Origin of the sequence: Sulfobacillus sp. hq2 (genome assembly GCF_002903155.1) — a bacterium.
Lineage (GTDB): Bacteria > Bacillota > Sulfobacillia > Sulfobacillales > Sulfobacillaceae > Sulfobacillus > Sulfobacillus thermotolerans.
Genome location: NZ_NWUL01000048.1, coordinates 17,054 through 30,378, shown reverse-complemented (window position 1 = coordinate 30,378; position 13,325 = coordinate 17,054). Strand labels below are relative to the sequence as shown.

The window sequence follows — 13,325 nt, the reverse complement described above, 5'->3', positions numbered from 1 at the left end:
CGAACAGGGCCTAATGAGGAGGAGTTTTTGATGGACAATACCATTCGTACGCAACCCGCCGCATCTCGGCCATCACGCTTTGGGGAGCTTGTGCGTGATACCCTTGTGAAGTTAGACCCCCGAGCCATGGTGCATAACCCCGTGATGTTTGTCGTGGAAGTGGGGACGGCAGTGACCCTATGGCTGACCATGTTTTCCTCCCCAGGACCACAGCGAGCCTATGACGGATTAGTCACAGCCATCTTGGTAATGACGCTTTTGTTTGCCACCTTCGCGGAAGCTTATGCGGAATCACGAGGGCGAGCGCAAGCGGACTTTTTGCGGCAAAGTCGTGCGACGGCTCAAGCACGAGTTGTGCAGGGCGATGGAACCTGGGAATGGACCGAAGGCACGGCCTTGCAACGGGGTATGCGCATTCGCATCGAAGCCGGTGATGTCGTTCCAGGAGATGGCGTCGTACTCGAAGGAGTCGGCGCGATGGATGAATCAGCCATTACCGGAGAATCGGCATCCGTCATCAAATCGCCTGGTGACAGCGTGACGGCGGGCACTGCATTGTTATCCGACACGTTATTGGTGGAAATTACCGCCGAAGCCGGGCAAACGTTTTTGGACCGAATGATCGCATTGGTAGAAGGGGCTGAGCGTCAGAAAACCCCCAATGAAATCGCGTTGTCTGCCCTATTAGGGGTGTTAACGTTAATATTTGTGCTGGTTGTCGTTACGCTCGGCCCTATCACGTTATATTACGGAAAACATGTGGTCAATATCACAACCTTAGTCGCGTTATTGGTGTGTCTCATTCCGACGACTATTGGCGCTCTACTGTCAGCTATCGGGATCGCGGGGATGAACCGGGTCGCCAAAATTCATGTGGTCGCCAAAAGTGGTCGTGCTGTTGAAGTCTGTGGCGATATAGATACGTTAATTTTGGATAAGACAGGGACGATCACAATGGGAAACCGCATGGCTACCGAGTTCTTGCCGGTGCCGGGTGTCTCGTTGGAAGAACTAGCAGAGATAGCCTGGATGGCTTCGGATACGGATACGACGCCAGAAGGGCGCTCGGTTGTTGAACTTGCCCAGCATATTTTACAGCGTCCACAGGCCTTGGCGTTTTCAGGAGAGTCGGTGCCGTTTTCGGCGAATACCCGAATGAGTGGCGTCGACTTAGCAGATGGACGCCGTGTTCGCAAAGGCGCGGTGGATGCCATCGTTAAAATGGTTGGGCAGGCACCTAAGGCCTTGGAAGAGGCCGCAGAACGCGTGGCCCGTGCTGGCGGTACGCCGCTTGCTGTGGCCGTCGATAATCGGGCGTTAGGCATTATTCGTCTTAAAGACGTGGTCAAACCGGGGCTAAAAGAGCGGTTTGCTAATTTTCGGGCTATGGGTATCCGCACGGTGATGGCAACGGGCGACAATCCCATTACCGCACGGGTCATTGCAGACGAAGCCGGCATTGATGAGGTCTTAGCGGAGGTGACGCCCGAAGGGAAACTGGCATTAATCCAAAAGGAGCAAAGCCAAGGTAAGTTGGTGGCTATGACCGGAGACGGGACGAATGATGCCCCGGCGTTGGCCCAAGCCGACGTAGGATTAGCTATGGGTGTGGGAACAATGGCCGCCAAAGAGGCTGGAAATATGGTTGACCTTGATTCCAATCCGACGAAACTGTTGGACGTCGTAGAAGTCGGGAAGCAACTCTTAATTACCCGAGGAGCACTGACGACCTTTTCGATTTCCAATGATGTTGCCAAATATTTTGCGATTGTCCCCGCGATGTTTGCCGGGGTGCCGCTGTTACATGGCTTGTCGGCTTTGAATATTATGGACCTTAAAACGCCGCAAGGCGCTATTTTGTCAGCATTAATTTTTAATGCGCTCATCATCCCCGCATTGATTCCCTTTGCCGTGCGCGGCGTGAAGTATCGTCCCCAATCCGCCGACCGACTGCTCTTACGCAACATCTTTAACTGGGGCGTCATCGGGGTCATTATTCCCTTTGTGGGGATTTGGGGCATCGACCATGTCTTGGGATTATTTGGGTTGGCCTAAAGGTCAGAAAGAGGAGGGATATTATGGGTCAGACCATGAAGCGTGCAGCCTTATTGACCGTGATATTATGGGTTCTATTAGGATTAGGATTTCCCTTGGTGATGGTCGGCATAGGCCAGTTGTTCTTTCCCTGGCAAGCCAATGGGAGCGTAATTACTGTCCAAGGGCGTCCGGTGGCAGCACGGCATGTCGGCCAATATTTTGGGAACACGCTGCAATATTTTTGGGGTCGGCCATCAGACACCACGTCAATTACCACAGGCAAACTTCAGCCGTATAATGCGTTTAATTCGGGGCCAAGCAATTATGGACCGACGAATGCCGCCTTATTGCACGATGTGAAGGTGCGTGTTCGTGAATATTTGCAGACCACCCCAGGACTCAAAGCGTCGCAGATTCCGCTTAGCCTGGTCGAGAGCTCAGGCTCAGGATTAGATCCGGATATCACGGTGCAAAGTGCGTTCATTCAAATTCCACGCATCGCCAAGCATACGGGTCTTAGCGTCACGACCCTGACACGGCTAGTGGAGTCTCACATATTGCCTCCGGAGCTTGGGATATTCGGCCCCCGGCGCATTAATGTCGTATTACTCAATGTGGCCCTCACGGCATTAATCCATAAACACGAGTCATGATGCGAACGGGTTTCACAACGTTTGCAGAGGACACGAACGAACGAGCCCATGCGCCAGGGCCCCAAGTACGTATGTAGCCCTACGCATGCAGTGTTCGTTACGGTATCGCCTTGGATACGCCATTTATCACAGGCCCTATGAGGGAGCTATAATCGAAGTATGCGTAAGCAGCGACTGGTAGCGAATATGAAGCCCAAGTGGCGGGTACTTCCCCGTCATTGGTTGGAATGGGCAGACTTACGAACGTTTCACCACACAGGGTCATGGCGAGGCTATGTCATTGCGACGGGACTTGTTGCCATGCTGACGATGGGCCTTTGGTTGGGAAGGGAAGCGTTAGAGCCGGTCAACATTGGCTTTCTTTATCTGCTGCCCGTAGTGTTCAGCGCGTTGCGCTGGGGGTTGTGGACGGCCTTATATACGGCTTTACTCGGCGTCATGGCGTTCGATTTCTTCTTTGTGCCTCCGATTTTCAGTTATGCGGTGAGCGACCTTCGCTATATATGGGCATTCGCGGTGTTTTTTGTCGTGGGGGCTGTGACCGCCACGCTGACCACGTCTTTGCAACAGCAGGCGGAGGACGCCCGCAGGCGTGCACGGGTCATCGCTTCTTTGTATGAACTGAGTCGCCGGATTGCCGCCGGGAATAATCTCCAAGAAGTGGTGGCAGCCGTCACGCATCATGTGCAAGAAACTTTGGGGGTCGCAGCGTGGGTCGTTCTTCCCGATGGATCGGGCCGTTTTCCCGGATCCCTTACTGCCTTTTTACCGCCGCGCGAGTCCTTGAATCGGGGCGTTTTGCAATGGGTCTACCAACACGGTGAGCCTGTTGGGTTTGGTCAACGGCACAAGCCGGAACTCCTCTATCTTCCCTTGAAAACTGAGGACACTATCCATGGGGTGATGTGCCTGGGTGAATATGGGCACGGTCACCAGTTCACAGATGACGAACGTCAGACCATAGAAGCGATTACGGGATTGGCTGCGGTGTCCGTGGCACGCGTTCAATATGAGGAAGCAGCTCGCAAAGCCGATCTCATGGCGGAGTCCGAGCGCTTGCATGCAGCGCTTCTTGACTCAATTTCCCATGAACTCAAGACGCCTTTGACCATGATCATGGGGGCGGTCGATCATTTGGTCAAGGAACGTGGCGGGCTACCAGATGACCAACGCACACTGCTTATGAATGTCCGATCGGGAGTCTGGCGTATGAACCGCGTGATCACAAATTTATTGGGTATGGTGCGTATTGAGAGCGGGATGCTGCGACTCAACTGCCAGCCTTGTGATGCATCGGATTTAATTGGAGTCGTATTGCGCCAATTATCGGAGGTATTAATCACGCATCCCTTATCCGTCACCATTCCTGATGATGTGAGTCCGCTTTGGGTTGATGAGATTTTAATTGAACAAGCCTTGGTGAATGTCCTGAGTAATGCTGCCAAATACTCGGCGGACGGCAGTCCTATTGAAATTGCATGCCAATCGACCGACTCCGCTATTACCATAGCCGTAAAGGACTGGGGCATAGGGATAGTGCCTGGTGAAGAGGAAAAGTTATTTCAAAAATTTTACCGCTCCTCCTCGGTGCAACACATTTCCGGAACGGGTCTTGGGCTTGCCATTTGTGACGGCATTGTCCGAGCACATGGGGGGCGAGTTGTGGCCACCCGTAATCAACCAACAGGAACGATCATGACCATAGAGTTGCCAAGAGTCTCGGAAGGGGAACCATTACAGGAAAGGGGGAGGCAAGACCATGAGCGTGGCCGCTTTGATCATTGATGACGAAGTGGCGATTCGCCAGCTACTGCGCGTTATGCTCCATGATTTCGGCTATATGATTTACGAAGCGGGCACGGGTCAAGAGGGCATCACCATGGCATCGGCGCTGCATCCTGACGTCATCCTTTTAGATATTGGACTGCCCGATATGAAAGGCACGGATGTCCTTCAGCAAATTCGTCAGACATCCGCGGTGCCGATCATTATGTTGACAGTGCACGATGATCAACACCAAAAAGTTCTGGCATTAGATCAAGGAGCTGATGACTATGTCACGAAACCTTTTGGGGAACAAGAATTAATGGCGAGAATACGCGTGGCATTGCGTCACCGTCAGGTCATGTCCGCACCGACCGTGGTCCGCGTCGGCGATCTGGTTCTTGATCTTGTTCAGCATCGTGTGGAACGAAACGGTACGGTCATCCATTTAACGCCGATTGAATATGAACTTTTGCGCGTGTTAGCCATCAACGCAGGTCGGGTGGTGACGCACACCCAATTGCTACGAGAAGCATGGCATGAGGCGACCTATCAAAATGATGGCCACTATCTCCGCATTTATATTGGTCATCTCCGCAAAAAAATTGAAGCAGATCCCACACGCCCTCATTACATTATTACGGAACCCGGTGTTGGATATCGCCTCATGGAGCCTGATACAGAGGGGTAAGGGCACGAGGGCTAAGTGAGCGCATAGCGCAAGCATCCCGCCCGTAAAGGCGGGATGCGAGGTCTTAGACCAGACGCTTTCGAAGGAGACGCATGGCGAGATGTTGCAGGTCGACCCAGAGCACGTGCAGAAAGGATGCCAAAAACAGGCCGAGCACTACGGCATTATAAAATAAATTGTGGCTATGCCGTACCACGTGATCGACCGGGCGTGGAGCAGAGCGTTCGACCATTAACCATCCCAACCTTTCTGTTCTAGAGGATGTGTTTGAAGGAGCCAGATACATCTAATAAACGGTACATCCATTACGCTACCCGATAAACGGGATGAAAAATAGGCCCGGGCACACAAAGTCGCGCCCGTTGCTACAGTTTTGCAACCACGATATCTACCGCACCCTTTGATATCGTCAAATGACCTAAAGCGCCATAATGACAGCTTTGGATTATTTGTTCTATGGTGACCCGTACCGCGGGTACGGCAACGATTCCTTGAATTTCGGGCCATAAGCAATTCCCAGACGGGGCTACAGTGAATTGATTTTCTCCAGGATCTTTTTCCGGCTGGGATTCGTGTACATCAGTGTGGTATGAATGTTACTGTGTCCGGCAATTGCTGCGACTTCATGGACATTTAATCCTTTCTCCAGTGCATTCGAGCAAAAGAAATGTCGTAAATCATGGGGAGAAATCGGTGGGTGAATACCCGTTCCTTCGCTGTACTTGACGAAGAATTTAAAAGCCGTGATCCGTGAGAGTTGTGGACTCCGGTTGCTCAGAAACAGGTAGGGACTGACATGGGCCAAACCGTATTGGCCCCGCTCCTGCTTCATATAATCACGGATTAACCGAACCACTTTATCGGACAAGAAAACGGTGCGGGTTTTGTTTCCTTTGCCGCTGCGAACAACCAATTCCCTCGATTCTAAATGGACATCGTGCAATTCGAGATGCAACGCCTCACTAATTCGCAATCCGGTGTAAGCCAGTAAATTCACGAGCGTATAGTCCCGCTGGTTTTGGCTTTCCAACACGGACTGAATAAAACGCTGCACTTCTTGTTCCGTATGTATTGCAGGAGACGCATACTGTTGTTGGATCTTTTTCTTATCATTCTTGTGAATGACTTGGTCTGATTGAATGCCTTTGGCCACGAGATATTCATTCCAAGCATGAAGACCCGCCATGCGGACATTGAAGGTCGCCGCACTGACGGTTTGCCGATTCAAATCCTCTTTGTATTCCGCCACGTTTTCGGCAAACAACTGGGAGGGGGCTTTACCGTATCGACTGGAAAACCAAACCATGTACTTGGTTACGGATGTGATGTAAGACGTGACCGTGTTCTGGGATTTTCCCTGGACGACCAGGTGCTCGCGGAATTCCTGCAGCACGGGATCGCCGAATAAATTATGTTTCATGGGAACAACGCCGCCTTTATATCAATTATGTTTCTTTACATCGTCCTATTATAGCTCGCGGACTGTTGCAATGAAACATAAATGATATTATGTTTCATTGCGACGATGGCGTCGGTACCCCCCCTTGAACAATCGGCACATCGAATGCAAGCTCTGGTGGACGGCGAGTGGGGTCAATCCGATATTTCCCAAATCGGTTGACGTGGGTCGTCAGGTAGGGACTCAGATCGGAGATCACCTCCTCCTCATACGCATTGCCTTGTAACGTGTAGTCATGAAGAACGCGACTTAAGGCAAACACGTTATAAAAGATGAGGCAGTTAGAAACCAAGTGGTTGTATTTGATGATTTTCCGCTGTTTTTCCCGGTCGTTTTCTCCGATAATGCCGTCCCCGCCGAAAAACACCCATTTGGTAAAGCCGTTGAACGCCTCACTTTTGTTGGTGGCTTCTTGAATCGTCCGCCGCAACGCTTCGTCGGCCAGATACTTTAGTAAAAATCGCGTACGAATGACATTCCCTAACGCCTGGAATGCTTGGTACAAGCGGTTTTTTCGGCTGTAGGTCCCCAGTTTGTTTAAGATGGTTGAAGGCGTAATGCGACCGGCTTTGATCGACATGGCCACTCGCAGCATATCCGGAAGGTGTGTTTCAATCAGTTGCCAATCGATTGGAGAGGAAGAAAACAGTGCATCGATATGCTGATACTGTGATTCCTTACTCGGTCGATAAAAGTCCAGATCGTGCCAATTGCGGATCCGCGGCATCAATTCAATCCCCAGCAAATAAGCGAGGCCAAAAATTGGAGCACTTTGGCCTTGGGTGTCCGCGTGTAAAATATCCGGCTGAATATCGGATTGGTTGTGGATGAGAATGTCCAAGATGTAGACCCCTTCCCAGACACCACACGGAATAAAATGACTGAATAACGCAATGTAGGTGTCCGACACGTGGTAATAACCGATTCCCCCGTATCCCCCGTACCGAATGTGATATTCCGAGAGTAAGTTCTGTTCATAGAGGTCCCACTTAGTTCCGTCGGCCGAGGCGCGTTCGCCGGTTCCCCAATATTTTGGAAGGAGAAATTTGTTGTAGGAGTTGAGAACATAGCGGATGGCCTCCTCCAAATTCTCTTCCGTGACGTGCCTTTGATTGATCCAGGCGATTTGTTTTCGATCCATGGTTCCCAAAGACCGCGCCGTTTGGGTCGGTCCCAGGTTGCATCCGTAACAGAACACCGTGGTGAGATAGCGCTGGTCCGGGTCTTCGAGCTTGGCGTCATGGCCCGAGATGGGACCGAAGAACCGTGTCCAATTCAACCAGTATTCGGTATCCGCCAGCATGTCCAGGATGTTGATCGGTTCCAAATTGTCGGCAATGTATCGTTCCAAGGCCTTTAGCCCTTCCGGAGCCGACTTCGCTTTCAATTTCGTGACCACCGCTTGGCCGTTTTCGATGCGTACCTGTTTGTTTTGTGGGAACGATAAATCGGTGTCATTGGCTACTCGTGCTAGGTCGGATCGAATGCATTCCCCAAAAGACGATCTATTTGAAGGCAAACCAGCCTGGTCACAAAATGCCTCAACGCCTTGCTCGTACTCCTCCCACGAGATCAATTGTTCGCGATAATCCGCATATTTCTCGCTGCCTTCAATACACAGATCCCCGGATTTCAGCTCCCGCATGACGTGAGTAAACACACACACTTCAAAGTGTCGGCGGTTGATTTCTTCCGGCATGGATTTTCTCTTACGTTGAGGGCTAATCCACCGCCACCAAGAATCCGGTACCCACGAGAGATCGACCAGGGGGACTCTTTCTGACTCATCTTTTCCCGATCCCTTCTTGACCATTTGGACGGTCGGAACCCAATCCGCTCGTGAGTGCTGATGGGATTGTAAGAAGGTAATGGCTTGCTCCATCAAGGTATCCTGGCTCGTGGAGCGCAGTCGAATGGAGTGGAGAATTTTAAACAAGGTGGCTCGATGACTCTTGTAGTGTCGCCAAAGAAATGGGTAATAGTTGTTGCCCGCATAACCCAGGTGGGATTCACAGCCTTCTAAAAGAGTCGCTGTTCGGTCACCAATGACATTTTTCAATGCCTCTACGCGTTCTTCGGCACTGCCTTCGGTTTGATAAGCCGTGAGAAAATCCCGGAGCGTCGCCACGAGTTCATCGGTACGCTTTTGCTGCTGAGATCGATACTGTTCCAAGGACTGTTTGCCTTTGGTGTGAATACGCATCATGCGCTTGATCAGCATTTCGCCGATATTGTCCTTGACTGTGGTGGACTGGACAAAAAGGAGTGCGATCGCGAGTGCATATCGTTTGTTCGGCTCCATCTCCAACATCCGTGCGGCATCTAACGTTTTCGCTTCCGCTGCCATTTGCTTGATCTTTCGCATGGGAACCCCTTGGAGCGCTTGCAATCCGGTCGTCTTGGTGCTGAGCCATCGATCATGGGACACCAGATCTTTCAAGTGGGTTAAGGTGGGATTCCCCGCATCCTGTTTGATTCGGTGCCACGGAGTATAGGGGGATTGGGCAGTGGTCTGGAATAAATCATCCACGGCTTTGATGGCGTCCGTATCCAGTGACTGAGAGATATTGTGATAAAGTTCTCGGTATGACTGGGCATAAATGTGACGGGCAGCCTCGGCCAATGTATTGAACGCGGGCAACTCAACATTTTGTTGGATCAGTTTTTCCATCGCGACATTGACCAAGTCGGCCGGCTCATCTTTCACTAACGCCACCTCAGCCATGGCATTGACCATGATTTGTCGGGCTTCCCGATCAAAAAATCGTATACCCAGGTAATCTCGAATCAATGCCCGGTGACGCTTATGCGTACCGGATGCGTGGTACTTGTTCCAACCGTCCGAAGACCGTAAAGGAATTCCCGCACACTGGGCAATATGATCCATGATGACCTCCGGAATCTCGGTAAGGGGCACGAAATACCCAAGCCGTTGGGATATTTTCAGCAGGACTAAGAGACCCAGGTGGGCCACATCGCCTCGAGTGTTCTGTTCCGCCCATATCAGTTCTTCGGGAGTAGGAGTATATATTTCGTTTAACTCTTTTTGTGAGTAGCTGCTTTTCAGTCTCGGATAAGCCGTTTCTCGAACACTGGGCAACTCTTTCACCCCCTTTGCCGACCGAACCCGCCAGTCAAAGCCGCAACTAAACCGGGAGATTCTATGTCGACTCGTGTCCAGAGAAGTAAACTTGTCGACATTCTAAATCCCGCAAAACCGCAATATGACGCCGTTCCCACTCACCCTGTCAGCAACGTTAGTTCCACGGTTCGGAACTAACGTTGCTGACACGACGGTCTATACTTACGGCGCAGGAAGTCCGAAGTCAGCCTATGAATGCATTGGTCTCCAGAGTTCTGCGCTGATACGAGTCGGTTGGAGTCTCTTATTTCCCCGTGCGACGGTTAACCACTTGGCGGCGGTGAATCCCGGAAGGTCCGCTGCCGCGATGAGTGTTCGGCACGTGATATGCTCTAAGAGGATGTTGGCGCTAATACGTCTCCATCCATAGCAGCGCGACGGACTTCTTCGGCCCTCCGCCCCCACAGGGTTCCGGCCACGATAAGCGCACCTCCAATTCCCGCCACTACCGACAAGGCTTCACCCCCGACGACGGCGAACACCGCTGCAAAAGCTGGCTCCAGGCCAAGCAACAAGGCGGCCCGCGCCGCGGAGGTGTGTTGAATACTGACCATTTGGACGACAAATGCCACAACCGTGCCAAAGACGCCTAAGTAGGCCGCGATCACCCAGAACAGTGGAGCATGGAGAACGGTCATGTTGTGGCTAGATGAGGTTGTGAGCACGCTCGCAACGCCACAGATCAGGAACACGGTGGTGAACTGGATCCCGTTCAATGCAATGATATCCATACGGTCGACCGGGACCCACCGCTTCGTCACGGTCATTTGGGTCGCGCGCAGGGCAGCGGCAATCAAGATTAGTCCGTCGCCGAGATTCAACGTGAACGGGCCTCCGTGCACGGACGTTACGAGCACGGTGCCCAAGACCGCCAGCGCCATGGCTCCTATCAAGGGCCAGCGGATGCGATACCGTAGTAAAAGCGCCTCAACCCACGGAACCATCACTACGTTCAGGCTGATGAGAAACCCCGCATCGATCGCCGTGGTATGCTTAACGCCAAACGTTTCCGTGACAAAGATCCCCGCGAGAAACGCGCCGAGGCCCAGACCAGTGATCAGCGTCTGTCGGGTGGTCCGGCGTACATGACGCCAACCATACACGTTGAAAGCGATCGCGGCGATGCCGAATCGAGCCGTGAGAAACCACAAAACCGGTGCGGCGGTCACCACGGTTTTCGTCGTAATGTAGCTGGACCCCCACACAATGGCCACCAGCACTAAGAGTAGGTCCATGAGACCCGCCCGGTGTTTACGGGTTTGCGATGCATCTGATGTCATTCACCGGCCTCCACCGCAAAGGGAAGCGGCTCAAAGGTGGGCAACCCTAACCCGCGGAACGCCTGGAGTCGACGACTATCGCGCACGGCGAACGCTCGCTGAAGCCATCGGTCATACCCATCGTATCGGGCCTCAAACCCCGTCCGCGCGTGGGCCGCGAGCGCGTTATCAACAAGAATGAGGTCGCCGGGATCCAACACCACGCTGACGGTCTCCTGTAACAAGTATCTCTTTAATAGGCGGAATGACCAATCCGCTTCCGGACTCAGAGGTTCCATCAAGAAGAAGTCGATCGTCATATCCGGATCGAGCACGTGACCCGTTAAAATGGGTAGTGTCCGACTCCATGCGGCCCCGAAAGACGACGACGCTCGGATCCTAAAGAGCGGCCGTCGCAGGATTTCGATGGCATGATTCGGCAGTTTGGGCAAGACACGGCGGATACAAGCTGTCGCGGTCTCGGCTCGATGGTCATGATCGGGCCGTAAACCCAACAGCGCCACGTAGTCGGGGCGATAGGGATGAAATCCGTCTTCCGTATGAAATTCGAGGTAGGCCGATCCCGTATTCTCTTGCGTGTCTTCCTTCCCCTGGACGGGGATCACATCCTGCACGAGCGCCCCGTCTTTTTCGTCCGCATAACATAAAAGTTCTCCCAGCACCGACATGATCGTGAGCAAGACCCCTTCACTGACCCGGGTGCCTTTCTCAGGCGACGGACGGCCATCTTGAGGGGTCGGCGGTAAGGCTGCGTCTATTGGCAGGCCGCGAAACAGCAGTGTGCCGAATTCATTGGAGCGGGCCCGGAAGTCCAAGAGAATGGAGACAAGCCGGGGCGGCAATCGGGACGCGGCTTGTTGTGCCCATGTTAAAATTTCTGGCGTAGGATTAAAGACATCAAACAGGGGGAGTTCCTCGACTACGCCAGCCACAATCTCCCGTTCTTCAGCCGACAAAACGAGCGTCGGCACAAGACCTACGGAGTGTGTAGATGTCATCATGTCACACGGTTCGAATTGTATTGCCATGGTATTCATTCCTCCTATTCGTTGCCCACCGTTCCAATGCGGTATTGACGAGCCAGAGAGCGATAAAAACTTTCAAGGGTGTAGGGTTGGAATTCGTCCGGAAAGGTTGGGATGGCTCCGGCGTGTAAGGAATCCGGCGCACGCCGCGCCAAGCAAAACGCCCCTTGATGGGATACGGACCATCGTACCTCGCCAGTAATCGGACGGTTTAGATTCTGAATGGCCAAATCCAGGCTCTGTTTGAGCGGCGAAAACCAACCGCCGAGACAGACGTGCCGGGTCCATTCGTCGTCCAGCGTGCGTTTGATCCGAAGTTCCTCCCTTGCTAGGATCTGCTCTTCGAGCAACGCGTGGCTTTCAAGAATCAGGTGGGCTGCCGGCGCTTCTCGGAGTTCGGGATTCTTGACGCCAAACACACCGTCTTCTAATCCTACAAAGCGCCCAATACCATAGGGCCCAAGCAATTGATTCAAATGGTCGATCAATTGCGAGAGAGGATAGGGGACACCATCGACAGCGACAGGCTGCCCTTGCTCGAACGCGATCGTAACGACGATCGGTGGCTTCTCCTCCATGCGCGTCCACGCAAACACCGATTCCACCGGAATGTCGATCGCGGGGTCCTCTAACGAATCGTTTTCGATCACCCGGGCCCAGAGGTTTTCATCAATGGAGTACGTCTGATGTAAGGTCCGCGGTGGCGCGATGCCGCGGTCGGCGAGGTATTGCGTCTTGGCTTCCCGTGAAATGTAATCGCCAAAACCGGGACACAGCAGATCCAACCTAGGGGCCAAGGAAAATATGGATAAGTTGACTCGGGCTGCGGTATTTTGATAGGGCGTGGCACTGTGGACGATCAAGGTGTGACCACGCTCCGTAGCCAGCCGTACGGCCTCCTGGGCCATCAGCGGCCGGGTAAAACTCGACGACAGGGGAAAGTTGCCATTGTATCGAGCGTTGGCTCGAATACCCGCTGCCAAAAACTCGTCAGCCAGCCGCTCCCGCCCATCAACCACAATGAGGTCAAGCCCGTACGACTTGACCTCTTCGTGGCTCGGCAAGGCTGATTGTCCCACATTCACCGTGAGCGCGGTCACCGCAATGTCCATATCCCGTAGCCTCTGAGCAGTATAGAGACTGTCGAGGCCGCCCGAGTATAATAAGACAGCGCCTGTCACGGAACGGTCGACGTCCGCAAACGTGGAGAAAACACGCGACATTTTATCACCCCTTTACGGAGTAATATACTAATATATTTGGTAGAGTTTAGG

9 protein-coding genes are annotated in these 13,325 nt (G+C 52.8%); 4 read left to right on the top strand and 5 right to left on the bottom strand.

All coding sequences use genetic code 11. The features are described 5' to 3' along the window. Positions 1 to 30: 30 nt before the first annotated feature. The 4 genes from kdpB to CO251_RS16035 all read left to right on the top strand — a co-directional run bounded on the left by kdpB (position 31) and on the right by CO251_RS16035 (position 5,145). Positions 31 to 2,055: a potassium-transporting ATPase subunit KdpB gene (kdpB, locus tag CO251_RS16050; RefSeq protein ID WP_103376824.1), complete on the top strand. Its 2,025-nt coding sequence runs from the start codon at positions 31 to 33 to the stop codon at positions 2,053 to 2,055. 23 nt (positions 2,056 to 2,078) lie between these two features. Continuing rightward, positions 2,079 to 2,690: a K(+)-transporting ATPase subunit C gene (kdpC, locus tag CO251_RS16045; protein ID WP_242968655.1), complete on the top strand. Its 612-nt coding sequence runs from the start codon at positions 2,079 to 2,081 to the stop codon at positions 2,688 to 2,690. A gap of 159 nt (positions 2,691 to 2,849) precedes the next feature. After that, on the top strand, positions 2,850 to 4,475 hold the full coding sequence (locus tag CO251_RS16040; RefSeq protein ID WP_103376823.1) for a DUF4118 domain-containing protein: 1,626 nt from the start codon (positions 2,850 to 2,852) through the stop codon (positions 4,473 to 4,475). Beyond that, the gene (locus CO251_RS16035; protein ID WP_103376822.1) at positions 4,450 to 5,145 is read left to right on the top strand and encodes a response regulator; all 696 of its coding nucleotides are present in this window, start codon (positions 4,450 to 4,452) and stop codon (positions 5,143 to 5,145) included. Before CO251_RS16040 ends, CO251_RS16035 begins: the two co-directional genes overlap by 26 nt. A 526-nt stretch (positions 5,146 to 5,671) precedes the next feature. On the opposite strand, the gene CO251_RS16030 is transcribed toward CO251_RS16035, so the two are convergent. The 5 genes from CO251_RS16030 to CO251_RS16010 form a co-directional block, all read right to left on the bottom strand. Continuing rightward, entirely contained in the window at positions 5,672 to 6,565 is an 894-nt protein-coding gene (locus CO251_RS16030) for a tyrosine-type recombinase/integrase (protein WP_103376821.1), read from the bottom strand. A gap of 94 nt (positions 6,566 to 6,659) precedes the next feature. Beyond that, a complete protein-coding gene (locus CO251_RS16025; RefSeq protein ID WP_103376820.1) occupies positions 6,660 to 9,704 on the bottom strand; it encodes a Tn3 family transposase in 3,045 nt (1,014 codons plus the stop codon). A 374-nt stretch (positions 9,705 to 10,078) separates the two neighbouring features. Next, on the bottom strand, positions 10,079 to 11,026 hold the full coding sequence (locus CO251_RS16020) for a DMT family transporter (RefSeq protein WP_103376819.1): 948 nt from the start codon (positions 11,024 to 11,026) through the stop codon (positions 10,079 to 10,081). Continuing rightward, the gene (locus CO251_RS16015; RefSeq protein ID WP_103376818.1) at positions 11,023 to 12,054 is read right to left on the bottom strand and encodes a TauD/TfdA family dioxygenase; all 1,032 of its coding nucleotides are present in this window, start codon (positions 12,052 to 12,054) and stop codon (positions 11,023 to 11,025) included. Before CO251_RS16015 ends, CO251_RS16020 begins: the two co-directional genes overlap by 4 nt. Before the next feature lie 14 nt (positions 12,055 to 12,068). After that, positions 12,069 to 13,274 carry an argininosuccinate synthase domain-containing protein gene (locus CO251_RS16010; protein WP_103376817.1) on the bottom strand — a complete coding sequence of 402 codons (1,206 nt, stop codon included), beginning with the start codon at positions 13,272 to 13,274 and terminating at the stop codon, positions 12,069 to 12,071. Positions 13,275 to 13,325 lie beyond the last annotated feature (51 nt).